Annotated in this window: 27 protein-coding genes and 1 pseudogene; 15 read left to right on the plus strand and 13 right to left on the minus strand. The window is 70.9% G+C overall.

What is annotated here, in order from left to right; all coding sequences use genetic code 11:
- Positions 1–20: 20 nt before the first annotated feature.
- The 5 genes from QSK17_RS08930 to QSK17_RS08950 form a co-directional block, all read right to left on the minus strand.
- On the minus strand, positions 21–2108 hold the full coding sequence (locus QSK17_RS08930) for a UvrD-helicase domain-containing protein (protein ID WP_285704062.1): 2088 nt from the start codon (positions 2106–2108) through the stop codon (positions 21–23).
- A 6-nt stretch (positions 2109–2114) separates the two neighbouring features.
- Entirely contained in the window at positions 2115–4238 is a 2124-nt protein-coding gene (locus QSK17_RS08935) for a hypothetical protein (RefSeq protein ID WP_285704063.1), read from the minus strand.
- 67 nt (positions 4239–4305) lie between these two features.
- A complete protein-coding gene (locus QSK17_RS08940) occupies positions 4306–5082 on the minus strand; it encodes a class I SAM-dependent methyltransferase (protein ID WP_285704064.1) in 777 nt (258 codons plus the stop codon).
- 60 nt (positions 5083–5142) lie between these two features.
- Positions 5143–6213 carry an ABC transporter substrate-binding protein gene (locus tag QSK17_RS08945; RefSeq protein ID WP_285704065.1) on the minus strand — a complete coding sequence of 357 codons (1071 nt, stop codon included), beginning with the start codon at positions 6211–6213 and terminating at the stop codon, positions 5143–5145.
- Positions 6214–6286: 73 nt separating this feature from the next.
- Positions 6287–6508, minus strand: coding sequence for a putative acetyltransferase (locus QSK17_RS08950; protein WP_285704066.1), 222 nt, complete (start codon positions 6506–6508; stop codon positions 6287–6289).
- 100 nt (positions 6509–6608) lie between these two features.
- On the opposite strand from QSK17_RS08950, the gene fdxA reads away from it, so the two are divergent.
- The 7 genes from fdxA to QSK17_RS08985 all read left to right on the plus strand — a co-directional run bounded on the left by fdxA (position 6609) and on the right by QSK17_RS08985 (position 12274).
- Positions 6609–6935, plus strand: coding sequence for a ferredoxin (gene fdxA, locus QSK17_RS08955; protein WP_285704067.1), 327 nt, complete (start codon positions 6609–6611; stop codon positions 6933–6935).
- 68 nt (positions 6936–7003) lie between these two features.
- Positions 7004–8083 carry a succinyldiaminopimelate transaminase gene (dapC, locus tag QSK17_RS08960; protein ID WP_285704068.1) on the plus strand — a complete coding sequence of 360 codons (1080 nt, stop codon included), beginning with the start codon at positions 7004–7006 and terminating at the stop codon, positions 8081–8083.
- 11 nt (positions 8084–8094) lie between these two features.
- A complete protein-coding gene (locus QSK17_RS08965) occupies positions 8095–8703 on the plus strand; it encodes a DUF4178 domain-containing protein (RefSeq protein ID WP_285704069.1) in 609 nt (202 codons plus the stop codon).
- 10 nt (positions 8704–8713) lie between these two features.
- Complete coding sequence (locus tag QSK17_RS08970; RefSeq protein ID WP_285704070.1) at positions 8714–9520, plus strand: hypothetical protein; 807 nt, start codon at positions 8714–8716, stop codon at positions 9518–9520.
- Between the two features lie 18 nt (positions 9521–9538).
- Positions 9539–10627, plus strand: a complete 1089-nt coding sequence (gene dapE / locus QSK17_RS08975) for a succinyl-diaminopimelate desuccinylase (RefSeq protein WP_285704071.1) — start codon at positions 9539–9541, stop codon at positions 10625–10627.
- Positions 10628–10870: 243 nt separating this feature from the next.
- Complete coding sequence (locus QSK17_RS08980; RefSeq protein WP_285704072.1) at positions 10871–11665, plus strand: LOG family protein; 795 nt, start codon at positions 10871–10873, stop codon at positions 11663–11665.
- 21 nt (positions 11666–11686) lie between these two features.
- Entirely contained in the window at positions 11687–12274 is a 588-nt protein-coding gene (locus QSK17_RS08985; RefSeq protein ID WP_285704073.1) for an LOG family protein, read from the plus strand.
- Here the strand turns inward: QSK17_RS08985 and QSK17_RS08990 are convergent.
- Positions 12251–12535: a hypothetical protein gene (locus QSK17_RS08990; protein WP_285704074.1), complete on the minus strand. Its 285-nt coding sequence runs from the start codon at positions 12533–12535 to the stop codon at positions 12251–12253. The two genes, QSK17_RS08985 and QSK17_RS08990, sit on opposite strands and share 24 nt — an antisense overlap.
- Before the next feature lie 35 nt (positions 12536–12570).
- Here QSK17_RS08990 and QSK17_RS08995 point away from each other — a divergent pair, with 35 nt between their 5' ends.
- Together QSK17_RS08995 and QSK17_RS09000 are read left to right on the plus strand one after the other, a co-directional pair.
- Positions 12571–13092: a hypothetical protein gene (locus QSK17_RS08995; RefSeq protein WP_285704075.1), complete on the plus strand. Its 522-nt coding sequence runs from the start codon at positions 12571–12573 to the stop codon at positions 13090–13092.
- Positions 13086–13661 (plus strand): DNA-3-methyladenine glycosylase I, encoded by a 576-nt coding sequence (locus QSK17_RS09000; protein WP_285704076.1) that lies wholly within the window; start codon positions 13086–13088, stop codon positions 13659–13661. Before QSK17_RS08995 ends, QSK17_RS09000 begins: the two co-directional genes overlap by 7 nt.
- Here the strand turns inward: QSK17_RS09000 and QSK17_RS09005 are convergent.
- The 3 genes and pseudogenes from QSK17_RS09005 to QSK17_RS09015 all read right to left on the minus strand — a co-directional run.
- Complete coding sequence (locus QSK17_RS09005; RefSeq protein WP_285704077.1) at positions 13627–14430, minus strand: enoyl-CoA hydratase-related protein; 804 nt, start codon at positions 14428–14430, stop codon at positions 13627–13629. The two genes, QSK17_RS09000 and QSK17_RS09005, sit on opposite strands and share 35 nt — an antisense overlap.
- Positions 14414–14599, minus strand: coding sequence for a PaaX family transcriptional regulator C-terminal domain-containing protein (locus QSK17_RS09010; protein WP_285704078.1), 186 nt, complete (start codon positions 14597–14599; stop codon positions 14414–14416). Before QSK17_RS09010 ends, QSK17_RS09005 begins: the two co-directional genes overlap by 17 nt.
- 107 nt (positions 14600–14706) lie before the next feature.
- Positions 14707–14817 (minus strand): annotated as a pseudogene (locus tag QSK17_RS09015) (PaaX family transcriptional regulator C-terminal domain-containing protein); the annotation flags it as partial.
- Between the two features lie 179 nt (positions 14818–14996).
- On the opposite strand from QSK17_RS09015, the gene QSK17_RS09020 reads away from it, so the two are divergent.
- Both QSK17_RS09020 and QSK17_RS09025 read left to right on the plus strand, forming a co-directional pair.
- Positions 14997–15164 (plus strand): DUF3117 domain-containing protein, encoded by a 168-nt coding sequence (locus tag QSK17_RS09020; RefSeq protein WP_082777371.1) that lies wholly within the window; start codon positions 14997–14999, stop codon positions 15162–15164.
- Between the two features lie 79 nt (positions 15165–15243).
- On the plus strand, positions 15244–16662 hold the full coding sequence (locus QSK17_RS09025) for a leucyl aminopeptidase (protein WP_285704079.1): 1419 nt from the start codon (positions 15244–15246) through the stop codon (positions 16660–16662).
- Here the strand turns inward: QSK17_RS09025 and QSK17_RS09030 are convergent.
- A complete protein-coding gene (locus tag QSK17_RS09030) occupies positions 16651–17286 on the minus strand; it encodes an O-methyltransferase (protein WP_285704080.1) in 636 nt (211 codons plus the stop codon). The two genes, QSK17_RS09025 and QSK17_RS09030, sit on opposite strands and share 12 nt — an antisense overlap.
- A gap of 151 nt (positions 17287–17437) precedes the next feature.
- Here QSK17_RS09030 and sigE point away from each other — a divergent pair, with 151 nt between their 5' ends.
- Genes sigE through QSK17_RS09050 form a run of 4 tightly spaced genes read left to right on the plus strand, consistent with a single transcriptional unit; the run spans position 17438 to position 20327 of the window.
- Entirely contained in the window at positions 17438–18076 is a 639-nt protein-coding gene (gene sigE / locus QSK17_RS09035) for an RNA polymerase sigma factor SigE (protein WP_285704081.1), read from the plus strand.
- Complete coding sequence (locus QSK17_RS09040; protein ID WP_285704082.1) at positions 18073–18633, plus strand: anti-sigma factor; 561 nt, start codon at positions 18073–18075, stop codon at positions 18631–18633. The genes sigE and QSK17_RS09040 overlap by 4 nt, the downstream gene beginning before the upstream one ends.
- A gap of 27 nt (positions 18634–18660) precedes the next feature.
- Positions 18661–19914 carry a S1C family serine protease gene (locus QSK17_RS09045; RefSeq protein WP_285704083.1) on the plus strand — a complete coding sequence of 418 codons (1254 nt, stop codon included), beginning with the start codon at positions 18661–18663 and terminating at the stop codon, positions 19912–19914.
- Between the two features lie 56 nt (positions 19915–19970).
- Complete coding sequence (locus QSK17_RS09050; RefSeq protein ID WP_285704084.1) at positions 19971–20327, plus strand: sec-independent translocase; 357 nt, start codon at positions 19971–19973, stop codon at positions 20325–20327.
- A gap of 76 nt (positions 20328–20403) precedes the next feature.
- Here the strand turns inward: QSK17_RS09050 and QSK17_RS09055 are convergent, their stop codons facing one another.
- From QSK17_RS09055 to QSK17_RS09065, 3 genes are all read right to left on the minus strand, one after another.
- Positions 20404–21543 (minus strand): Mrp/NBP35 family ATP-binding protein, encoded by a 1140-nt coding sequence (locus QSK17_RS09055; protein WP_285704085.1) that lies wholly within the window; start codon positions 21541–21543, stop codon positions 20404–20406.
- A gap of 127 nt (positions 21544–21670) precedes the next feature.
- Positions 21671–22135 (minus strand): DUF1003 domain-containing protein, encoded by a 465-nt coding sequence (locus QSK17_RS09060; RefSeq protein WP_285704086.1) that lies wholly within the window; start codon positions 22133–22135, stop codon positions 21671–21673.
- Positions 22128–23336: a magnesium transporter MgtE N-terminal domain-containing protein gene (locus QSK17_RS09065; RefSeq protein WP_285704087.1), complete on the minus strand. Its 1209-nt coding sequence runs from the start codon at positions 23334–23336 to the stop codon at positions 22128–22130. Before QSK17_RS09065 ends, QSK17_RS09060 begins: the two co-directional genes overlap by 8 nt.
- Positions 23337–23356: the final 20 nt, after the last annotated feature.

Raw genomic sequence — 23356 nt, forward strand, 5'->3', positions numbered from 1 at the left:
CCGCAGTTCAGACTAGGGGATCAGGCGGGTAGGAAGGGACTCGCCCGTCCGGTGTGGGACACGTAGAGCATTTCGCTGGCCCGCGTGCATGCCACGTAGAGGAGCCCCCGTTCGCGTTGCAGGTCGTGAGCCCGAGCCGTCGGATCCTCGGCGGCAGGGGTCAGTGCTTCGGGTGCCGGCACGATTCCGTCAGCCACGCCTATCACGGCCACACGCCGGAACTCCAGTCCCTTCATACCGTGCAGCATGGTCACCTTGACGTTGATCCCGGCCTGCTCCAGCGCCGTACGGGCGGCCCGCACCAGGTCGGTGGTCCGGGCCGCCACGGCGATCTCGCTTTCGGGCACGCCGTCGGCCAGCCACGAGGAAAGGTGGGACACCAGCCCGGCCAGCTCCGCCTCCTGAGAGACGTACCCGAGGACCGTGGGGCGCGGCCCGTGCTGCAGCGCCCGATAGCCGTGCAGCTCCGCGACGCCCTCGACGAGGCCGTCCGCGGGCCCGCCGCCGCGCAGCCGGATGCCGAACGACAGGATCTCGTGCGGCAGCCGGTAGGAGATCTTGAGGTGGAACCTCCGCGTGGGGATGCCCAGCCCGGCCAGCGCCACGCGGGTGTCGAACATGCGCTGGTGGGGGTCGCCCACGACGAACATGTCGTTCGGCGCGAACGGCACCGCCGCCCGCAGCAGCCGCCATTGCGCCGGGTGCAGGTCCTGCGCCTCGTCCACCACGATGTGCCGGTACGGCTCCCGCCCCGGCGCCTCGTCGCCCAGCATGTCGCCGGTTGACCGGCCGAGCAGCTCGGCGGCCTCCGAGGCGAGCTGGAGCAGGGTACGGCGGCCGGACTCCCGCAGCCGCTCGGTGACGTACTGGACCGCGCGCCAGACCGTGCCGCGGATCTCGGGGGACAGCTCGACCGTACGGCCGGAGCGCGGAGCGGCGATGTACTCGTCCAGGGTGCGCAGGTTCTGGGAGAGGATCACCTGCTCCCACTCGCGCAGCAGGAAGGCCGCGGCGAACCTGCTGCCCGCGGCCTCCTGCCACAGCGCGGCCAGATCGCCGGTGCCGACCAAGGTCGGCGGGCGGCCCTCGGCCTCGGACACGATGCGGTGCGCGAGCCGGTCGACGTTGCGCACCTCGATGCGCTCCCGCACCGTCTCGTCATCGATGATCAGGTCCAGCCGGGCGGCCAGCTCCGAGGCGAGCGCCTGCGAGAAGGTGACCAGCAGGACGGGTCCGGTCCCGGCGCGGGCCAGGTACGCGGCACGGTGGAGGGCGATGACCGTCTTCCCGGTGCCCGCGCCTCCGGTGACCAGCGTCGGCCGGTCGTACCGCTCCCAGTTGGAGTAGGTGTGCTGCGGCGGATAGAGGAACGTGGCCCAGTGCGGGGCGTTGAGGATCCGCTCCAGCTCCTGCTGGCTGGTGGCGAAGGCCGCCCGGCCGGGGCTGCGCCGCAGTGCCGCGATCAGGTCGTCGGGGTCGGCAGTTCCTATCCCACCCCGCCGATCCCCAGGGCCCGGTTCCATGCAGCGGCAGCCGTCCAGCTCCGACCAGGCCGCGGCCGGCGAGCCGTCCTTGGCCAGCGCCATGAGCGGCGCGAGCTGGCTCTCCGGCAGGAACGGCTCGATCCCGGTGAGGTGGGCCTCCGAGGTCATCAGCCGCAGGATCGGGAGCAGCGTCGCGTCGATGCCGAGGTCGAGTAGGTCGTTGTCGCAGAACGTGCCGAACAGGCGGTGGTCGCTGCCCTGTGAGGCCCGCCGCAGGGCGGCCTCGGACTGGTCGACGGCCTCGGCGTCCCACACCTCGACGACCCCGATGGCCGTGTTGACGCCGACGCGGTGCCGCTGGGCGTAGGACCACGCCTCGTCGTCAGGCAGCAGGGTCAGCAGCCAGTAGGTGTCCTCCTGGCGTACGACGACGCCGCGGTGGCCGGCGGACAGGCGCAGGGTGGCCAGGCGGGGGTCCCGGCCGTTGCGCACCCGCTCGGGGTGCGGCGCGGCGAGGGAGTTGTGCAGGAACCGCCGCAGCGCGACGGCGGCGTCCCGGCGGGCCGCGGCGTCCAGCGCGGCGAGCTTCCTGACGAATTCCGGTGAGATCGCGAGGCTTGGCATCTCCGGCTAACCCAACAGGGACAGGAGGTCGCGGTCCCCTCGCTCTCGGAGGCGGGTGAGGAGCTCGGTCTGGCCGACGGGGCCGGCCAGGCCGATCCTGGTGGCGATGACCCGGCCCGCCTGTTCGCGGGTGCCTCCCGGCGCGGTGTAGCCCACCAGCCGGAGCGCCCGCGCGGTCGCATCTCCGCCGCTCGCCGCCGGGAGGTGCCGTACCCGCAGCATCCCCTCGTCGGAGAGCGTCAGGAAGATGTGGCTTCCCTCCTTGGCCGTCATCTCCGAGAGGGTCGGCTGGAGCGACCCGAGGGCCGGGTGGGCCTGCCACGAGAACGTGACGTCTCCGGTGGCGCTTCGCACGGTACGGCTGCCGCCCGGGGAGAGCCCGAGGTAGGCGGCGAATCCGCTGGGCAGGGAGATCTCCGCTCCTTCCAGATGCTGCGCGTTCACATCGACCCGCAGCCACCAGCGCCCGTCGGGCTGGCGGAAGCAGCGCCGGGTGAGCGCGACGTCCTTCAACTGGCCTTGCTGCTTCGCCGGTGCCTCCGGCGAGGGACCGGGCGGCGAGCCCGGGGAGAAGTCCTGAGCGGAACCCTGAGCGGGACCCGGCGCGGAACCCTGAGCGGGACCCGGCGCGGAACCCTGAGCGGGCGCGGGCGCGGGATCTCCGGCGGCCGTGGGTACCGCCGCGGGTGCGGGTACGGGTGCGGGGCCGTCCGGCGAAAGCACAGGGGCCGGGTCCGGCGCGGATGTCGGCGGAGGGTCCGGAGCCGGCGTCGGCGGCAGGCCCGGAGCGGGGGCCGGCCGGGAGGCGTTGCCGCTCCGCATACGCAGCTGGGGCACGTTCTCCAGCCACTCCTTGGCGACCTCGGGATGGATCCCCAGCGACGTGACCAGTTCGAGCGCGCGGGTGACCGTGGGCGGCCGTTCGGATCCCAGGATGAGGGCGCGTGTCTTCTCGTGCAGCTCGGCCAGCTCGCCGACCACCACCCAGTCCCCGGAGACCCGGTGATCGGGCAGCGTGGCCAGCACGAACTGCCAGGCGGGCACCTCAAGGGAGGGCAGCTCGCCTCGGTGCCAGGGCGCGGCGTCGATCAGGCGGGACTTCGGCGCGGCCACGCCCAGCGTCTCGGCGACCCGCTTCACGTGCTCGTCGTACGGCGCCGCCTCCGGCCCGGCCAGCCACGCGGAGAGCCGCTCGCGCAGCGACTCCTCAACGGCGGCGATGTCCTCGACGGGGACGGCCAGCAGCTTCGCGAGCTGCTCCGAGGGGGCGGGCGTCTCGGCGAAGACCTGGTTCTGGGCGACCATCCAGGTCTTGTCGTCCAGGTCGGCGAACGCCGCGTCGATCAGCGCGGGGAGGTCGGGTTCCTCGGCGGGAGGCCCTTCCGGCACATCGGTCGTCGGGTCGTCCGAAACGGCCGGTGCGGTCGGGCTGTCCAGGAGTTCGGGCGCGTCCAGGCTGTCCTGGAGTTCGGGCGCGTCCAGGCTGTCCTGGAGTTCGGGCGCATCCGGGCTTTCCGCGGGATCCTGCGGGCTCTCGGGCTCGGCCGTCGGGACGGGCGCGGCGGACTCGCCCGGTGCGGCGGGGTGCTCCTGGGCGGCGTGCGCCTCGGGGGTTTCCTGGACTGCGCGTGCGGCGGCGGAGCGTTCCGCGCCCGGCGGCGCGAGCCGCGCGAACACGGCGGTGAACAGCGCGGTCAGGACCGGGCGGGCCTTGATGAACGCCTGGTCGGACAGCTGGCGGGCGGACAGCGAGAGCAGGCCGGGCCAGGACCCGGCACGATCCAGGGCGATCGCGACCTGGGGGTCGTCCGCGTCTTCCGGGTCGAGCATGTGCAGGGCGGGGAGCACGTCGCCGACGGCCGCGGCCGGCCACTGCTCCAGGGCGAGCTCGGTGACCAACTCGCCGAGCGCCCCGGGACCGAGGACGGCGAGTACGCGGGAGACGGGCAGGCTGCGCCACCACGCCTCCGGCAACGCGCCCACGGCGGCGTCCTGCCGGTCGTCCGGCCGGTCGTCCGGCTGGATGTCCGATGGGACGTCCTGCGGACGGGGTGGCGCGGTCAGCGTTCCGATGCGGGCGGCGTCACTCCAGCGCAGCGGTGGCACAAGGTCACTCAGGCAGAAGTTCATCGCTTTCCCATCAGTCTGTACAGCCAGACCATAGTCTGACAAATCCCCTGCGACAGTGGGAATTTCGTCAGCGACGAACAGCGGCGAAACGGAGCCGGACGTAGTCGGCCACCCACCCGGACTCTCGTCTGAGCGCGGGGGCGGCGAGCTCGTTCACCCTGCGCAGAAGCGGTTCCACGAGTGCGGGCGGCACTCCGTCGAGGAGCGATCCGGCGAACATCCGCACCCAGTCGGCCGCGCCGCCGGGGCATTCGTCCAGCGGGGTGGGACGGTCGACGTACTCCAGGATGCGCACCGTGAAACCGCCCTTCTCCAGCCGGACGGCGTACTCGGCCGGGGTGGGGAAGTACCAGGGAAGCTCCGGCTCGCGCAGCCCGTGCTCCCGCCAGGCGGTGCGCATCGCGGACGTCAGCGTGGCGCAGTTGCCCGCGCCGCCCAGCTCGGCGACGAACCTGCCGCCCGGACGCAGGGCCATCCGCACGCACGAGATCACGGCGTCGGGGTCGCGGCTCATCCAGTGCAGCGCCGCGTTCGAGAACACCGCGTCGTACGGCTGGACCACGGTGAAGTCGTCGCCGTAGCCGACGGTGAAGTCCAGGCCGGGATACTGGGCGATGGCTGTCTCGATCATGGGGGCGGAGCCGTCGATGCCCAGAACGCGTACGCCCCGCTTGGCGATCTCGGCGGTGAGCACGCCGGTGCCGCAGCCGAGATCGAGGACACGCTCACCGGGCTGCGGGTCGAGCAGCTCCACCAGCGGCGCTCCCTGCGCCGACACGTAGCCGAAGGAATTGTCGTAGGCGCGAGCGTTCCACCGCGTGTGGCTGGGGGTTTCATATCGCAAGATCGGCTCGCATTCTCGTGTGGGACACACTTTACGGCTTCGCCGAACTCACGACCGCAATCAGCCGATTTGCCGCGCCCAGTGCTGCTGGAGGTAGGACTTCGCGGCGTCCTGCTCGGGAATCGTGAGCATCACCGGCGTTCCGACCGCCTTGGGCAGCTTGCGGGCGGCGTCCCGGTCGATCGTGTCGCGCATCTGCATGGCCTCCATCCGGACCGGGCGGGCGTACCCCCGGAGGAAGAGGTTCTGGCCGTCGTCGGACAGCAGGAACTCCTGCCAGAGGCGGGCGGCGGCCGGATGCCGCGCCTTCTTGTTGATCGCCTGGACGTAGTAGGAGGCGAGGGCCGCGTCGTGGGGGATCGTCACCAGCCAGGTCGGTTTGCCGTTCTGCGTCGTGGCCGCGGAGCGCGCCAGGTTGAGGTAGTCCCAGTCGACGACCGCCGTCGCCTGCTCGGGGGCGGTGAGCGCGCGCGCCTTCTTGAGCCCGGCGAAGAACTCGACCCCGCGGGCGGCGTCCGGTTTGCCCCTCCTGAGCGAGGTCGCCATGACGCCGTTGAAGGCGGAGGCACTGCGCAGCGGGTCACCGGGCAGCGCGACTGTGATGCCCTGCTTGCGCAGCGCCGCGTAGGACGGCGGCGCGGACATCTTGCGCGGGTCGTAGCCGATGGACATGTAACCGCCGTACGCGGCGTACCACAGCCCCCTGCCCTCCTTGAGGTCGTCGGGGATGTCCTGCCAGCCGGTCACCTTGTACGGCGCGAACTTGTCCGCGTTGGCCACCGCCACGTCGAGGTTCAGGTCGAACACGTCCGGAGGCGTCTTCTCGGCCACCGCGGCGATCTGCTGCTGGCTGTTGGCGTCGGGCCGCAGCTCGGTCACCTTGATGCCGTACTCCTCGGAGAACCGCTCGATGAGGTGTCCGTAGTTGACCCAGGTGTGCGGCAGCCCGATGACGGTGAGCTCGCCCTCCTTGCGGGCGGCGGCGATCAGGCCGTCCATGCCGCCGAAGCCGCTCAGACCGGCGGCGCGCACGTCCGCGGGCGGCAGCTTCTTGGGCTCGCCCGCCGGAGCGGAGCAGGCGGCGACGACCGAGACGAGGAGGATCGCGGCAACGCTGGCACGTTTGGTCACTCGCCGAATACTCTACGTGGCGCTACCGGCGGTCGAGGAGGCACGCGCGGGATTTACCGAGCGTGTACGGGATTTACCTGGGCGGCACCACTTTGGCCGCGACGAGGGTCCCCTCCGAGATCTCCACGAGTGTCCCGTCCCGTTTGCGCACGGCCAGCACACCCGCGCTCCACGACTCCAACACGCCGACGGCGTCACGGAAACCACCGGGAGCCACGCGTCGCGTGGTCACCCTCTTCCCCACGTCTGCGGGGGTTATGGCGACGACGAGCCGGGCTCCCTGCCGAGAGGTCACGCCGATTGTCCCCCTCCCGTTTCAGCCTGTGGGTGGGCACCGCAATACTAGGTCTGAACAACCCGCAGTCGAATCGTGCCAACTCAGAAGGAGCCCGAAGGTGACGTACGTCATCGCGCAGCCTTGTGTGGACGTCCTGGACAAGGCGTGCATCGAGGAGTGCCCCGTCGATTGCATCTACGAGGGCAACCGGATGCTCTACATCCACCCCGACGAGTGCGTGGACTGCGGAGCCTGTGAGCCGGTCTGCCCCGTCGAGGCCATCTTCTACGAGGATGACCTTCCCGAGCAGTGGAAGGACTTCTACAAGGCCAACGTGGAGTTCTTCGAGGAGCTCGGCTCCCCGGGTGGCGCCTCCAAGGTCGGCAAGATCGAGAAGGACCACTCCGTCGTCGCCGCGCTCCCGCCGCAGGGCGAGGACCACTGACCAGCGGGAACTCCGCCCATTGAGCGTCCAGGCTCGATGGGCGGATTCATGATGACTAGGGGGCACTTTTGATCTCGTTGCCGGACTTCCCCTGGGATCGGCTCACGCCGTACAAGGAGAGCGCGCAGGCGCACCCGGACGGGATCGTCGACCTCTCGGTCGGCACTCCGGTCGATCCGGTGCCCCTCGTGGCGCAGAAGGCGCTCGCCGAGGCCGCCGACAGCCCCGGCTACCCGCTGACGTACGGCACCCCCCGGCTGCGTGAGGCGGCCGCGGGCTGGTTGGAGCGCAGGCACGGCGTCCGTGTCGACGCGGCGGACATCCTGCCCACGATCGGGTCCAAAGAACTGGTGGCCTGGCTGCCCACCCTCCTCGGCGTACGGCCCGGCGAGCGGGTGATCTTCCCCGAGCTGGCCTATCCCACCTATGACGTCGGCGCGCGGCTGGCCGGGGCCACGCCGTACGCCACCGACGGCCTGCTGGCGCTCGGCCCCGAGCGCGTCCCGCTCGTCTGGGTGAACTCCCCGTCGAACCCGACCGGCCGGGTACTCCCGGCGGAGCACCTGCGCAAGGTCGTCGCCTGGGCGCGCGAGCGCGGCGCCGTGGTCGCCTCCGACGAGTGCTACCTGGAGCTCGGCTGGGAGGAGAGTCCGATCTCGATCCTCCACCCCGACGTCTGCGGCGGTTCGCACGAGGGCCTGCTCGCGGTGCACTCGCTGTCGAAGCGGTCCAACCTGGCCGGTTACCGCGCGGCCTTCGTCGCGGGTGACCCGGCTCTGGTGCGACGGCTCCTGGAGGTGCGCAAGCACGCCGGGATGATCATGCCCGCCCCCGTCCAGGCCGCCATGGCCGCGGTGCTGGACGACGACGCGCACGCCGACGAGCAGCGGGAGAGGTACGCCCACCGCCGCGCCGTGCTGCGCCCCGCGCTCGAACGCGCGGGATGGCGGGTCGAGCACTCCACGGCCGGGCTCTACCTGTGGGCGACCGACGGCACGGGCTGCTGGGAGCAGGTCGAGGCCCTGGCCGGACGTGGCATCCTGGTCGCGCCCGGCGACTTCTACGGCGTGGCCGGCGCGAAGCATGTCCGGATCGCCGTGACGGCCACGGATGAGCGGATAAATGCGGCTGTCCTTCGCCTCCAGTAGGATCGCCCGGCATGACGGCAGCGGTGGTGCTCACCTTGAGCGTCCTGACGCTCGTCGTGTTGGGCGCCTTGCTGGCCACGATGCGGTCCGGCCGCTCCCAGGCGCCGCCACCCGGCGTGACCCCGGGAACCGAGCCGGAATACTTCGACCCTCGCACGATCAAGGTGACCGACACCGTCCACTGCGCGGGCGTCCGGTTCCGTGCCATTGGCGCGCTCCATCTGTCCCGGCAGGGCGAACGGCGGACCGAATACCTCCTCGACGACGGCAACCGGCGCTACCAGTGGCTGTCCGTGGAGGAGCGCAGGGAGCCGGGCGCCGACGGGGCGGGTCACCTGGAGGTCCTGCTCTGGACCACGGTCCCGACCGACGGCATGGTGCCCGCCAAGAGCACGCTCATGGTAGAGGGCGCGGAGTTCTCGCCCGTTCGGCGTGCCACGGTCGCGTTCCGCGCCGAGGGCACCACCGGCCTGCCCGACCGTGGTCTGCTGGACTCGGCCCTCTACCGCGCGGGCGACGGGAGGCTGCTGGCCTTCCGGCGGGTCCAGGGCGGCAGCTGGTCCGCCTCGTACGCGCATCCCCTGCCACCGGGCTCCATCCGGGTGGAGCGGCTTTCGTGAGGTCCGCCGCGTGACCGGACACGTCTCACGTACGGCGCTGGCCATCGTGGCCATCGTCGTCGTTCTCGGTGCGGGCATCTTCTTCGGGGCGTACTACCTGCTTGAGCGCGCCAAGCCGTTCGCGCTCGGTGAACACTGCAAGATGACCACCGCCGACGGCACGCTCGACCTGGACATCGAGCAGTCCGAGATCGCGGCCACGATCGCCGCCGTCGCGGCGCGGCGCGGCCTGCCCGAGCGGGCCCTGCAGATCGCCTACGTGACCGCCATCCAGGAGTCCAAGCTCACGAACCTGCCCTACGGCGACCGCGACTCGGTGGGCGTCTTCCAGCAGCGGCCCTCGCAGGGCTGGGGCACCTCCAAGCAGCTTCAGGACCCTGTGTACGCGACCAGGAAGTTCTTCGTCGCGCTGGAGAAGGTCAAGGGCTACCACAAGATGCCGCTGCACGAGGCGGCCCAGGCCGTACAGCGCTCCGCGGACGGCTCGGCGTACGCGCAGCACGAGACGCAGGCCAGGATCCTGGCCGGCGCGTTCTCCGGGCGCGTCCCGAAGGCCGTGCGCTGCTGGTATCCGCCGCCGGATCAGCCGGTCGACTTCCGCCCCGAGGTCGCGCGCAAGCAGTTGCTCCGCGAGTTGGGCGACGACTCGTCGGCCAAGCAGGCCTGGCTGGTCGCCGGCTGGTACGTCACGCACGCCCAGCGGTATGGCCTGCGCGAGATCCGGTACGACGGGGTGTCGTGGACCGCCTCCGACGGGCACGACGGCTGGCTGGCCTCGGAGGCGGCATCCGGGGCGAAGATGGTCCGGGTTCTCTGAGAGATAGGCTCGGGGACCATGCGGTCGGACACGGACACGGACAAGGGCACGGACATGAGCCTGGACCTGAGCGCGGACGTGCGCGCGTTGACGGCGCGGCTGGTGGACATCGAGTCGGTCAGCGGCGACGAGAAGGCGATCGTCGACGCCATCGAGGAGGCGCTGCGCCCCCTCGGGCACCTGTCCGTCGACAGGGACGGCGAGGCCCTCGTCGCCCGTACGGCACTCGGCCGCGCGGAGCGCGTCGTGATCGCCGGGCACGTGGACACCGTCCCTGTGGCGGGCAACCTGCCCTCGCGGGTGGAGGGCGACCTCATCTACGGCTGCGGCACCTCCGACATGAAGTGCGCGGTCGCCGTCATGCTCAAGCTGTGCCTGCTGGAGGCGCCGAACCGCGACCTCACCTTCGTGTTCTACGACTGCGAGGAGATCGAGGCCGAGCGCAGCGGTCTGCTCAGGCTCACCCGTAATCACCCCGATTGGCTGGCCGGCGACTTCGCGGTGCTGATGGAGCCGACCCACGGCCTGATCGAGGGCGGCTGCCAGGGCACGCTCCGGGCCGAGATCGTGACGCACGGCGTGCGCGCGCACAGCGCCAGGTCGTGGCAGGGGGCCAACGCCGTGCACGCCGCCGCGCCGATCCTCGACCTGCTCAACGCGTACGAGCCGAGGCGGCCGGTCGTGGAGGGGCTGGAATACCGCGAGGGCCTCAACGCGGTCGGGATCCGCGGCGGGGTGGCGGGCAACGTGATCCCGGACGAGTGCGTGGTGACGGTCAACTACCGGTTCGCCCCCGACCTCTCGGTCGATCAGGCGAAGGACCACGTCCGCGACGTCTTCGCCGACTTCGAGGTGCGGTTCACCGACGCCGCCCCGGCCGCCCGTCCCGGGCTGACCCACCCGGTGGCCGCGCGCTTCGCCGAGGCCGTCGGCGGCGTCCCCAGGGCCAAGTACGGCTGGACCGACGTGGCCCGCTTCTCCGAACTCGGCATCCCCGCCGTCAACTACGGTCCCGGCGACCCGAACGTGGCGCATCGGCGCGACGAGCACGCCGAGCTCTCCAAGATCGTTGAGTGCGAGCGCCGGATGACCGCCTGGCTGTCCTGATCCACCTGCCTGATGCGCCTGGTCGGTGCGCCCGCGACTGACGGGCTCGGTGTGATCCGCGCGACGTGATCCGCGTGGGCTGATCTGCGCCTAAATGAAGAAAGTGGCTTTCCTCGCCGGCCATTTGGCGGGGAAAGCCACTTTCATCCCGAGCAGCACCCTCGGCTGTTAGACGTGGGCCGGTTGAATCCCGGTTCCGCGATTTTTCAAGATTGTTTTGACGCGTCCACTAGCGTGATCGGCATGACTACCATCCGCAGGGAACGCCGCCAGGGCCCCTCCGTCCGCCGGGGCAGCATGGTTCCCGACTCCACTTATGACCAGCGCCTTCTCGACCGCAGGGGGCCCACGGACTGGCTCCACATGGACCCCTGGAGGGTGCTGCGCATCCAGTCGGAGTTCGTTGAGGGTTTCGGCGCCCTCGCCGAACTCCCTCCGGCCGTGACCGTCTTCGGGTCCGCGCGTACCGGCCGTGACTCCAAGGAATATGAGTTGGGCGCGCGGCTCGGCCGCGCTCTCGCCGAGGCCGGTTTCGCCGTGATCACCGGAGGCGGCCCCGGCGTGATGGAGGCGGCCAACAAGGGCGCGCTGGAGAGCGGCGGAGTGTCGGTCGGGCTCGGCATCGAGCTCCCGCACGAACAGCACATGAACGAGTACGTCGATCTCGGTGTCGAGTTCCGGTACTTCTTCGTGCGCAAGACGATGTTCGTCAAGTACTCCTCCGGGTTCGTGACCCTGCCCGGCGGGTTCGGCACGCTCGACGAGCTCTTCGAGGCGCTCACCCTGGTTCAGACCCGCAAGGTCACCTCGTTCCCCGTGGTCCTGATGGGCACGGAGTTCTGGACGCCGCTGATCGACTGGATCCGCTCCACGCTCGTCACGTCCGGCAAGGTCTCCCCGGCCGACGTGGACCTGATCCGGCTCACCGACGACCCGGACGAGGCGGTCGAGATCATCGTGGCGGCCGACCGGAAGCAGGAGGGAACGGCCCGCAGGGAGGAGGCCGCCCGCCGCCACACGATCGGTGACGCCCAATAGCCGAGCTTCTAAGGTGGAGCGATGTTCATCTGCGTGTTCTGTTCCTCCAGCCAGAAGATCGACCCCAAATATGTGGATCTCGCGACGGAGGTGGGCGCCGAGATCGCCAGGCGCGGCCACGGGCTGGTCAGCGGGGGAGCGATCGTCTCCTGCATGGGCGCCGTCGCACGCGCGACGCGGCGGGGCGGCGGCCGCACCATCGGCGTGATCCCCGAGGTGCTGGTGGACATCGAGATCGCCGACACGGACTCGGACGAGCTGATCGTCACCACGGACATGCGGCAGCGCAAGGGCCTCATGGACGCCAGGTCCGACGCCTTCCTGGTCCTCCCGGGCGGCATCGGAACGCTGGAGGAGCTCTTCGAGATCTGGACCTCCCGCGTGCTCGGCATGCACGAGAAGCCGCTCGTCGTCCTCGACCCCTGGGGGCTCTACACCCCGCTGCGCGAGCTGGTGGACGGCATGTACGACCAGGGCTTCACCCGGCCGGGGGTCTTCGACGCCATCTCCTGGGCGACCGACGTCCACGAGGCGTTCGACCTCCTGGAGAAGCCCGGCCTCGAACTCCGCCCCACGCCGGAGGAGCTAGGCGAGGCCACGCCGAGTTAGGGCCGGAGGCCGCCGCCCGGCCAGAGACTCGGTCATCTCGACCGCGAGCCGTACGTCCCGGGCCGTCTCCGGGGTCGCGCGGAACACCCGCGCTCCCGCCCAGGCGAAGACGGCGGCGGCCGCGACCGCCTCGGTGGGATCATCCGGCAGGGTCACCACGACCGTACGGCCGGCCCGCACGAGGTCGGAAACCTCCGTCATGGAGTCGGCCGGCGCCCATTCCAGGTCGATCGGGTCATCGGGACCGAGTACCAGCGTCATTCTTCGATGCTCCCACGTTGTGGCACGATTCGTATGTGCTGGTCGTTCTCGTCCTCGCCGCGGTCGCCGTCGTGGGGGTCACGGTGATGGTCTCTCAGGGCCATGGCGGCGCGCTGGCCGTGTTCACGCCGGATGTGCCGCCGCTCGTCCTCCCCGCCGGCGGACAGATGGAGGCGGCCGACCTGGCCGCGCTCCAGCTGCCGATCGGTCTCGTGGGCTACCAGACGGACGCCGTCGACGAGACGCTCCATCGGGTCGGGGTCGCACTCGGCGAGCGGGACCTCCACATCGCCGCCCTGGAGCAGCGCGTCGCCGAGCTGGTCACGGCCCGGCTGTACGGTCACCCGCAGGACGCCGCGGTCCCCGCCGTGCCCCCGGAGCCCGAACACTCCGCATACTCCGCGGCCCTTGTGGAGCCCGAGGGCCCCGCGAACGCGTCCGGCGACGCCGACCGGGCAGAGCCGGCCGAAGCCGCTGAACCGGCGGGAGACGCCGCGTCCCGCCCCGAGGTCGCGACGGCGGCCGCCACCGGGACCCGGGAGGAGGACGCATGGTGATCAGGTGCGCGTGGGCCACCTCGGCGCCCGACTACATCGCCTACCACGACGAGGAGTGGGGCCGGCCCGTCCGCGGCGACGACGGCGTCTTCGAGCGGGTCACGCTGGAGGCGTTCCAGTCCGGCCTGTCCTGGCTGACCATCCTGCGCAAGCGAGAGAACTTCCGGGCCGCCTTCGCCGGGTTCTCCATAGCGAAGGTCGCCGCGTTCGACGAGTCGGACGTGGAGCGGCTGATGGGCGACGCGGGCATCGTCCGCAACCGCGCCAAGATCGAGGCGGCCCTCGCCAACGCGAGGGCCGCGCTGGACCTGCCCGGCGGCCTGTCCGACCTGGTGTGGAAATATGCCGATCTGTCCGCGCCGGTGCCCCACACCAACACGGACATCCCGGCCCAGACCTCGGCGTCCAAGGCGCTGGCCAAGGAGCTGAAGAAGAACGGCTTCCGCTTCGTCGGGCCCACCACGGCCTACGCGCTCATGCAGGCCATCGGGCTGGTCAACGACCACCTGGCCGACTGCTGGGTGCGGGACGACGTCAGCGGCCGTCGAACCGGGGCTGCTCCTTGTTGACGAACGCCTTGGTCGCGGCCGCGTGGTCGGCCGTGGCCGCGCACTCGTCCTGAAGCTCCGCCTCCAGGTCGAGCGCCTCCGACAGCGAGTGCGAGGCGGCGTAGTCCAGCGCCCTCCTGGTCGCCGCGTACGCCCGCGTGGGCCCCTGCGCCAGCCGTACGGCCAGCTCGCGGGCCACCGTCAGCACCTCGTCGGCGGGGACGACCCGGGAGACCAGGCCGAGCTCCAGCGCGCGGCCCGCGTCCACGACGTCGCCGAGCAGGAGCAACTCGCGAGCCCGGGCCGGTCCCACCAGGCGCTGCAGCGTCCAGGACGCGCCCGAGTCCGGAGCCAGGCCGATCCCGCTGAACGCCATGGCGAACTTCGCCCTGTCCGACGCCACCCGGAAGTCGCAGGCGAACGCCAGCGCGGCGCCCGCGCCCGCCGCCACCCCGTTGACCGCGGCGACGACCGGCTTGTCCATCGATGTGAGCGCCCGCACGATCGGGTTGTAGTGCCGTCGGACCGTGTCGTCGAGGCCGCGGCCGCGCTCCAGGTTGTCCGCGTGCTCGCGCAGGTCCTGGCCGGCGCAGAAGCCGCGGCCCCGGCCCGTCAGCAGCACCGCGCGTACGGACGCGTCGTCCCTCGCGCGCTCCACGGCCGCCAGCAGCTTGGACTTCATCGAGCTGGTCAGCGAGTTCATCGCGTCCGGACGGTTCAGGGTGATCGTGGCGACGGCGTCGCCGATCTCGTAGGAAACCTCGCTGGCGACGTCATTGGCGGTGGTCATGAGCTCCATCCATGTTCAGGTCGACGAACGCGGCGGCGGCCGGAAGCAGCCGGGCGGCCTCCCGCTCAAAGTAAAGGCGGGCCTTCTCTCCCGGCCAGTCCGGGGGTAACAGTTCGGCGGGCAGCCCGGGATCGCGGAACAGGAAATTGAGATTCCAGGCACGGGCCACCAGCTCGCGCGGGTCGCCGGCGAGGGCGGCGTGCCGTGCGGCAGCCGTACGGGATCGAGCCAGCCCTGGCGGACCATCCGGGAGATCGCGGTGCGAACGGCCGGAGCGGCGATGCCGAGTGGCGCGAGCAGCCGGACGAGGGCGGCCACGGACGCGCGTGAGCCGCGGGTACGGAGGTGGTCTCCGTAAAGATCGAAAAGCGCGGCCCGGGCGTTCACCCCACCCAGTGTGCTGTCAGGATCCGCGGCCGACAATGCATATCCGACGTCCTTTGATCGACTGGACGGGGCATGGTCGTTACCTTTTTAAGCTCAGAGGCGGGATAATAGGCCATCACACAAGACGTGAATATGTCGGCCACCCCCGGGGAGCCGGCGATGTGGGAAGGGATACACGCATGGCGGCGATGAAGCCGCGGACTGGCGACGGTCCGCTGGAAGTCACCAAGGAAGGCCGGGGCATTGTCATGCGGGTCCCCCTGGAGGGTGGCGGCCGGCTCGTCGTCGAGCTCTCGGCGGACGAGGCCGGCGCCCTTGGAGACGCACTGAAGAAGGTGGTCGGCTGACTCCCAGCCGACCTGTTCGATTTTCGGCCCTGGCGGCGGGGATGTTCCCGGTGCCGGGGCCGCCTTGTTGGAGGTGCCTGTGCCGATAGAGACCACGCCGGCCTTCGTCGCCGAGCCCGCCGCCGACGCCCGGTTCGTCGCCGTGCCGTTCGGACACGATCTCGCTCCTCCGACGGAGCTACCTCTGCCGGTGGAAGCGCTGCTGTCCCATTACGAGGCCAAGGGGGATCCGGGAGAGGTCGTCGAGGTCCCGGTCGCGCTCGGGTCGGGCATCCGCCGCGTCCTCCTGTACGGCATCGGCCGCGGTTCGGCCGCCGACCTGCGCAAGGCGGGTGCCTCCGTGGCCAGGAAGGTCAAGGGCGGCGCGACCGTCTACATCCGGGTGCCGGACTCCACGGACCCCTCGGACACCGCCGACGCCGCCGCGCTGGCCGAGGGCGCGCTGCTCGCGTCCTACACGTTCAGGATCGGTACGCGCCGTACGCCTCCGGAGATCGTCTTCGTGGGCGGAGACGAGAAGGCGCTGCGGCGGGGCGAGACGATCGCCCGCGCGACGGCGCTGGCCCGCGACCTGATCAACACTCCGGCGTCGATCAAGTCCCCGGCCTGGCTCGCGGAGCAGGCGCGGTCGGTCGCCGCCGACGCGGGTCTGGGCTTCCGTGAGGACGCCGCGCTCGTCGGCTTCGGCGGCATCCGCGCGGTCGGGCAGGGATCGGCCACCCCGCCCAGGCTCGTGGAGCTCACCTACGCCCCCGAGGGGGCGACCCGGCACGTCGTCCTCGTCGGCAAGGGCATCACGTTCGACACCGGCGGCCTGTCGCTCAAGCCCGAAGAGGGCATGAAGACGATGAAGACCGACATGGCGGGCGGCGCGACCGTCATCGCCGTGATGGGGGCGCTCGCGACGGCCGGAGTGCCGGTGCGGGTCACCGGGCTCGTGGCGTGCGCCGAGAACGCGTTCTCCGGGTCCGCGCAGCGGCCAGGCGACGTCATCACCCAGTACGGCGGGCGCACCGTCGAGGTCCTGAACACCGACGCCGAGGGCCGGCTCGTGCTGGCGGACGCGCTCGCCTACGCCGACGCCGAGCTCGAGCCCGACATCGTGATCGACATCGCCACCCTCACCGGAGCGGCCAAGGTCGCGCTCGGGCTGCGGCTGGGCGCGCTCTATGCGACGGACGAGCCGCTGGCGGACGCGCTACTGGCCTCGGGGGAGGCCAGCGGCGACCGGCTGTGGCGGATGCCGCTGATCGACGACTATCGCGCCGACCTCGACTCCGACATCGCCGACCTGGCCAACGTCGACAGGAAGATGTCCGGTTCGGCGGGGTCGGTGGCCGCCGCGCTCTTCCTCAGGGAGTTCACCGGCGGCCGGCCGTGGGCGCACCTGGACGTCGCCGGGCCCGCGCGGGCGACCGCCGACGACGGCGAGGTCACCAAGGGCGGCACCGGATTCGGCGTCCGGCTGCTGCTGCACTACCTCACGTCACTGGGTTAGCTTTACCGCGGCGAGCAGGCCGTCACCGAGGGGCAGCATCAGCGGGCGGAGCCGGTCGTCGGAGCGCACCAGCTTGCCCAGCTCCCGTACGGCGACGGTGTCCGGGTCGCGCTGGGTGGGGTCGGCCACGCGGTCGTGCCAGAGGGCGTTGTCGAACGCGACGATCCCGCCCGGGCGCAGCAGCCGCACGGACTCGGCCAGGTAGTCGCCGTACTCCTGCTTGGCGGCGTCGCAGAAGACGAGGTCGTATCCCCCGTCGGCCAGGCGGGGGAGCACGTCGAGGGCGCGGCCGCCGATCAGCCGGATCCTGCTGCCGGAGAAACCGGCTTCCGCGAACGTCTGACGGGCCAGCCGCTGGTGCTCCGGCTCGGAGTCGACGCTGGTCAGCGTGCCGTCCTGGCGCATGCCGCGCAGGAGCCACAGCCCGGAGACGCCGCAGCCCGTGCCGACCTCGACCACCGAGCGAGCGTTGATCGCGGTGGCGAGGAAGCAGAGCGCCGCCCCGCCTCCGGGCAGGATCGGGGGCGCTCCCACCTCGATGCCGCGCCGGCGCGCGGATTGCAGGATCTCGTCCTCGGGGACGAACTCCTCCGCGTAGGCCAGGCTGGCCGGGGTCGTCGCCATCGGCCTCTCCTTCCCTCCTGCATTCTGTCGCAGCCTAAGGGAGTCGGGGTCGAACGGGAACTCACGCCACAACGGGGACGTTGCACGCTTTGAACGGTCTTTGTACAGACCGCTCGATCGCGGTGCGCAGGAAGGGGCGAAACCAGGCACTATGGCTGTAGCGACGATCCTGCAGAGAGGACTCCCGGTGGACGACCACGACCACCAGGCGGATGCCCCCGTGTCCGACTGGACGCCTCCCACTTGGGAGGAGGTCGTCAGAACCCATTCCGCCCGGGTCTACCGGCTCGCGTACCGCCTCACCGGCAACGTGCACGACGCCGAGGACCTGACCCAGGAGGTCTTCGTCCGGGTCTTCCGCTCGCTGTCCAGCTACACGCCGGGCACGTTCGAGGGCTGGCTGCACCGGATCACCACGAATCTCTTCCTCGACATGGCGCGGCGCAGGCAGCGCATCAGGTTCGAGGGGCTGGCCGACGACGCCGCCGAGCGGCTGCACGGCCGGGAGCCGTCCCCGGCGCAGGCGTACGACGACGCCCACCTGGAGCACGACATCCAGGCGGCGCTCGACGCGCTCGCACCCGAGTTCCGCGCGGCCGTGGTGCTGTGCGACATCGAGGGGCTGTCCTATGAGGAGATCGCGGCGACGCTCGGCGTGAAGCTCGGCACCGTGCGCAGCAGGATCCACCGGGGGCGCGCCCAGTTGCGCGAGGCGCTGGAGCACCGCGCCCCGGGGGCGAACAGGAACGATGACCAATTCCCCCCTTCGTTCAGCAAGGAGGGGGCATGAGTCATCTTGACGAGCGCGTTTCCGCGCTCATCGACGGCGAACTCGGTCACAGGGAGCGCGAGCGGGCGCTCGCCCACCTGACCTTCTGCGCGGACTGCCGTGCCGAGGTCGACGCCATGCGCGCGCTGAAGAGCCGGTTGCGTTCCATGGAGCCGCCGGCCATGCCGGTCGATCTCACCATGTCGCTGTTGCGCATGTCGGAGCCGGGGGGGCCGATCCCGCCGCGTATGCGGCCGTTCCCGGACCATCCGGACTTCGCCTCCAGCAGGCTGCCGGCGATGCACGGCCTCGCGCCGCGGGACAACCGTCCCCGCCTGGCCGGCGGGCACTCGGGGCCCGGGCGGCCGAGCCGTGCGCGCCGGGCGGGATATGTCGCGGTGGGGTTCGCGTCCGCCGCGGTGGCGCTCGGTACGATGTTCATCGTCGGCGGCACCGGGACCCAACAGAACCCCAACCCTCCGGTGCAGTTCGTCAATCCGCAGCAGAGGATGGCTCCACCGCAGACGAGCCCGACGCCCAGCCCGTCGCCGAGCCTGCGCTCCCACCTCGCTCGATGACATTCGAACGCAGGAGGGATCGCGCCGATGACCGACGACACGGGTGCGTTCGAGACTCCGGAGCGGCCTGACTTCCTTCCCGCGCCGCAGTGGTCGGCCGGCCTGGGCCCCGGCTGGGGTCCGCCGCCGCCGTACCCGCTCCCTCCGGCGCGTACCGCGAGCCCGGTTCCGGTCCGCCTGTACTTCGCCCTCGCCGTGGTCATCGCGCTGGTGGCGGGCGCGGCGGGGAGCTGCGGAACCTACCTGCTGACCAGGCCGCCGTCCGGCACCGACCCGTCGTACCGGCTGGGCGCGGCGCCGACGGGCTCGACGTCACGGGCGCCCGAGTCCGTCGCCGGGATAGCGGCCAAGGTGCTGCCCAGTGTGGTCTCGCTGGAGATCAAGGGCAACCAGGAGGCGGGGACCGGCTCGGGCTTCATCATCCACGGCGGCTACATCGTGACGAACAACCACGTGGTCGCGATCGCCGCCCAGAGCGGGGAGATCCGGATCCGGTTCAACAACCGCAAGTCGACCACCGCTCGGATCGTCGGCCGCGACCCGAACTCCGACATCGCCGTGGTGAAGCCGGCGAAGACGTTCGGGGCGCCCGAGTTGACCCTGGGGAACTCCGACGGCGTGGTGGTGGGCGACCCCGTCATCGCCGTCGGTTCGCCGCTCGGTCTCACCGGCACCGTGACCACCGGCATCGTCAGCTCGCTCAACCGGCCGGTCGAGGCCGGGGGGGAGACCGGCTCCGACTACGCGCTGATCAACGCGATCCAGACGGACGCCGCGATCAACCCCGGCAACTCCGGCGGTCCGCTCGTCGACGCGTCCGGTCGGGTCATCGGGGTGAACTCCGCCATCGCCACGCTGGGCAGCGGGGCGTTGCTCGGCCAGCAGACCGGCAGCATCGGCCTGGGCTTCGCGATCCCCGTCAACCACGTCAGGCGGGTCGCGCAGGAACTCATCACGACGGGGAGCGCGCGCACCTCCAGGATCGGCATCACCATCGACCAGGAATACCGGGGCCAGGGCGTCCGCATCGCCTCCGGGGTGAGCGGTGGCGAGCCCGCCGTCAATCCGGGCGGTCCCGCGGACAAGGCGGGCCTGAAGCCCGGTGACGTCATCCTGGAGGTCGACGGGCAGCCCGTGGACGACAGCCGCGAGCTGATCGTGACGATCCGCAGCAAGGCTCCCGGCGACCACGTGAAGATCAAATTCCGGCATGGTGGCGAGGAGAAGACCGCCACCGTAACCGTCGGCGCCGCCCCGGCCCCCACGGCACGGCCGTCGTAATACCAGTCCGGTGCTATTAGTCTGAAACCAGCTGTTCCTGAAAAAGGAGATCACCTGTGTTCGGACTGGGCTGGCCAGAGATCCTGGCACTCGTGGTGATCGCGCTGCTCGTGTTCGGCCCGGAGAAGCTGCCGGGGGCCGCTCAGCAGGCGGGCCGTACGCTCAAGCAGCTGCGCCAGATGGCCAACAACGCCAAGGCGGACCTGGAATCCAACCTCGGGCCCGAGTTCAAGAACTTCGACCCCGCGGACCTCAACCCGAAGGCCTTCGTGCGCAAGCACCTTCTCGACGACGTCGAGAACGACTGGAACGCCACGTCGGAGCCCGCCGTGCCCGCCGTGACCGCGGCCCAGCCTCCGGGCGGTGACCTCGGCTTCGGCGAGATCCCGCCGTACGACACGGAAGCGACCTAATCCCGTACAGCCCATACGCGCGTGGGCCCGCTCACGGATGTGAACGGGCCCAGGCGAGGTGAGGTCGCGGGTGAGGTCAGCGACCGGCGGGAGAGATGTCCAGCTTGAGCCCCTTGAGGCTGCTGGACTTCTTGCTCAGCCCCGCCGCGATCCGGCGCAGCTCCGCGGCGGCCGGGGCGTCGGGATCGGTCAGCACCAGCGGCTTGCCCTCGTCGCCGCCCTCGCGCAGCCGCATGTCGATGGGGACCTGGCCGAGCAGCGGCACCCGGGAGCCGAGGATCCGGGTCAGCCCGTCGGCCACGGACTGGCCGCCGCCCTCGCCGAACACCGAGATGCGCTCGTCGCAGTGCGGGCAGGGCAGCCACGCCATGTTCTCGATGACGCCGGCGATCTGCTGGTGGGTCTGCGCGGCGATGGAACCGGCCCGCTCGGCCACCTCGGCGGCGGCCTGCTGCGGGGTGGTGACGACCAGGATCTCGGCGGTCGGCATCCGCTGCGCCACGGAGATGGCGATGTCGCCGGTGCCTGGCGGCAGGTCCATGAGCAGGACGTCGAGGTCGCCCCAGAACACGTCGGCGAGGAACTGGTGCAGCGCGCGGTCGAGCATGGGACCACGCCACACCACCGGGGTGTTGCCCTCGGGCTTGAACATGCCGACCGAGATGACCTTGATGTCATGCGCCACCGGCGGCATGATCATGTCCTCGACCTTGGTGGGCCGCCCGCTCACGCCGAGCATGCGCGGCACGGAGTGGCCGTAGATGTCGGCGTCCACGACGCCGACCTTCAGGCCGGAGTCGGCCATGGCGGCGGCGAGGTTCACGGTGACGGACGACTTGCCCACGCCGCCCTTGCCGCTCGCGACAGCGAACACGCGCGTCAGCGAGCCGGGCTTGGCGAACGGGATCTCCTTCTCGGGGGCCCGGTCGCCGCGCAGCTTGGTCTGCAGGGTCTTGCGCTGCTCGGCGCTCATGACGTCCATGTCCACGTGGACACGCGTCACACCGTCGATCTTCGAGACGGCGTTGGTGATGTCCCGGGTGATGGTGTCCTTCAGGGGGCAGCCGGCGACGGTGAGGAACACGCCGACGCGCACCACCCCGTCGGGGGAGATATCGATGCTCTTGACCATGTCAAGCTCGGTGATCGGCCGGCGGATCTCCGGGTCATTGACCGTCGCCAGCGCCGCCGTCACCAATTCTGGGGTCGGTGCCATGAATCCATGCTATGGAGTCGGCTGTGGTCCTCCGAACACCGGGAGCGCTCATGTGCCGTTTCGTCGGGTCCTACCCGGGGCCCCTCGTGGCCTGCTGGTGGCGACGTGGCTGCCGGCGGCGAAGAGGTCACTGGTTCGGGCCGCTGCTCAGCTCCTCGTGCAGACGCTGGAACTCCGACCGGATGTAGTCCCTGGTCGCGGTCTCCCCGATGGCGATCCGCAGGGCGGCGATCTCCCTCGTGAGGTACTCGATCTCGGCCTGGTTGCGCTCGACCGCCGTCCGGTCCTGCTCGTACTGGACGCGGTCCCGGTCGGCCTGCCGGTTCTGGGCCAGCAGGATCAGCGGTGCCGCGTACGACGCCTGCAGGGACAGCATGAGCGTCAGGAAGATGTAGGGATACGGGTCGAACTTGATCGGCGCCACAGCGTTCCACGCCACCCAGACGCTGACGAACACGGTCATGTAGACCAGGAAGCGGGCCGTGCCGAGGAAACGCGCGATCTCCTCGGACAGCCGCCCGAACGCCTCGGGGTCGTAGTGAGGACGGAGCCGCATGGTCACGTCCCGCGGCTGGTCGAGCAGCTCAGTCATGTTTCTCCCGCCAGTCTTCCGGCAGCATGTGGTCCAGGACGTCGTCCACCGTCACCGCTCCGAGCAGCCGACCGTGCTCGTCCACCACCGGCGTCGCGACGAGGTTGTACGTCGCCAGCAGGGACGCCACCCCCGGGAGGGGGAGATCGGGCCTGATCGGATCGACGGTGTTGTCTATCACGCCGCCGAGCAGGGTGGACGGAGGCTCTCGCAGGAGTCGCTGGAAATGGGCCACGCCGAGGAACCGGCCGGTCGGCGTCTCCGTGGGCGGGCGGGCGACGAAGACCTGGGCGGCGACCGCGGGGGTCTGCTCGCGCTGCCGGATGTGCGCCAGCGCCTCGGCGACGGTCGCGTTCGGCGGCAGGATCACCGGTTCGGTCGTCATCATCCCGCCCGCGGTGTCCTCGTCGTAGGTCAGCAGCCGTCGTACGGGCGCCGCCTCTTCCGGGATCATGAGGCGCAGCAGGGCCTCGGCCTCGTCCGTGGGCAGGTCCTGGAGGAGGTCGGCCGCGTCGTCCGGGTTCATCGCCTCCAGCACGTCGGCGGCGCGTTCGGCGTGGAGTTGGCTCAGCACGGTGACCCGGTCGCGGTCCGGCAGCTCCTCCAGCACGTCGGCGAGCCGGTCGTCGTCGAGGGCGGCGGCGACCTCGGCCATCCGCTTGCGCGGCAGCTCGTGGAGCATGTTGGCGAGGTCGGCCGAGCGCATCGTGTCGAAGACCGCGAGCAGGTTGGCGGCGCCCTGGTCCTTCTGGACCACGCCGAAGCCCGTGACCTCGTCCCAGCCCACGATGAGCGTCTCGCCCCGGCGCCTGGACCCGCGGCGCACCGCGACCTTGCCGATCACCCATTCGGCCGGCCGCGCCTGTTCCATGGCGAGGTCGAGCACGGTGACCTCCTTGCCCTGGTAGTGCACGGTGAGGTCGAGCATCTCGCCGATGGCGAGGGTCTCGGATTGGCGCTGCTCGAACCTGCGCATGTTGATCTTGCCGGTGAAGATGGCGGCGCGGGACTCGATTCTGGTGATGCGGGTGATCGGCAGGAAAACCCGGCGGCGTGGCTGGATCTCGACGACGAAGCCGTGGACGCGTGGCGGGAGCCGGCCGCGCAACGCGACCACGACGTCCCGGATCCGGCCGATCTGGTCACCGGCCGGGTCGAACACCGCGAGCCCGGCCAATCGGGCCACGAAGATCCGATCCACCTTGCCAGATTACGCCGGGA

The organism is Microtetraspora sp. NBRC 16547 (assembly GCF_030268965.1).
In the GTDB taxonomy this organism is placed as follows: Bacteria; Actinomycetota; Actinomycetes; order Streptosporangiales; family Streptosporangiaceae; genus Microtetraspora.

Coding starts and splice junctions, on each gene's coding strand:
- QSK17_RS09060 (WP_285704086.1), bottom strand. CDS start 22,135: ATGACTGAGCTGCTCGACCAGCCGCGGGACGTGACCATGCGGCTCCGT.
- QSK17_RS09020 (WP_082777371.1), top strand. CDS start 14,997: ATGGCGGCGATGAAGCCGCGGACTGGCGACGGTCCGCTGGAAGTCACC.
- QSK17_RS09055 (WP_285704085.1), bottom strand. CDS start 21,543: ATGGCACCGACCCCAGAATTGGTGACGGCGGCGCTGGCGACGGTCAAT.
- QSK17_RS09000 (WP_285704076.1), top strand. CDS start 13,086: ATGGTGATCAGGTGCGCGTGGGCCACCTCGGCGCCCGACTACATCGCC.
- QSK17_RS08930 (WP_285704062.1), bottom strand. CDS start 2,108: ATGCCAAGCCTCGCGATCTCACCGGAATTCGTCAGGAAGCTCGCCGCG.
- QSK17_RS08990 (WP_285704074.1), bottom strand. CDS start 12,535: ATGACGCTGGTACTCGGTCCCGATGACCCGATCGACCTGGAATGGGCG.
- QSK17_RS09030 (WP_285704080.1), bottom strand. CDS start 17,286: ATGGCGACGACCCCGGCCAGCCTGGCCTACGCGGAGGAGTTCGTCCCC.
- QSK17_RS08935 (WP_285704063.1), bottom strand. CDS start 4,238: ATGAACTTCTGCCTGAGTGACCTTGTGCCACCGCTGCGCTGGAGTGAC.
- QSK17_RS08985 (WP_285704073.1), top strand. CDS start 11,687: ATGTTCATCTGCGTGTTCTGTTCCTCCAGCCAGAAGATCGACCCCAAA.
- QSK17_RS09005 (WP_285704077.1), bottom strand. CDS start 14,430: ATGACCACCGCCAATGACGTCGCCAGCGAGGTTTCCTACGAGATCGGC.
- QSK17_RS09040 (WP_285704082.1), top strand. CDS start 18,073: ATGAGTCATCTTGACGAGCGCGTTTCCGCGCTCATCGACGGCGAACTC.
- QSK17_RS08965 (WP_285704069.1), top strand. CDS start 8,095: ATGACGGCAGCGGTGGTGCTCACCTTGAGCGTCCTGACGCTCGTCGTG.
- QSK17_RS09045 (WP_285704083.1), top strand. CDS start 18,661: ATGACCGACGACACGGGTGCGTTCGAGACTCCGGAGCGGCCTGACTTC.
- dapE (WP_285704071.1), top strand. CDS start 9,539: ATGCGGTCGGACACGGACACGGACAAGGGCACGGACATGAGCCTGGAC.
- QSK17_RS08980 (WP_285704072.1), top strand. CDS start 10,871: ATGACTACCATCCGCAGGGAACGCCGCCAGGGCCCCTCCGTCCGCCGG.
- sigE (WP_285704081.1), top strand. CDS start 17,438: ATGGCTGTAGCGACGATCCTGCAGAGAGGACTCCCGGTGGACGACCAC.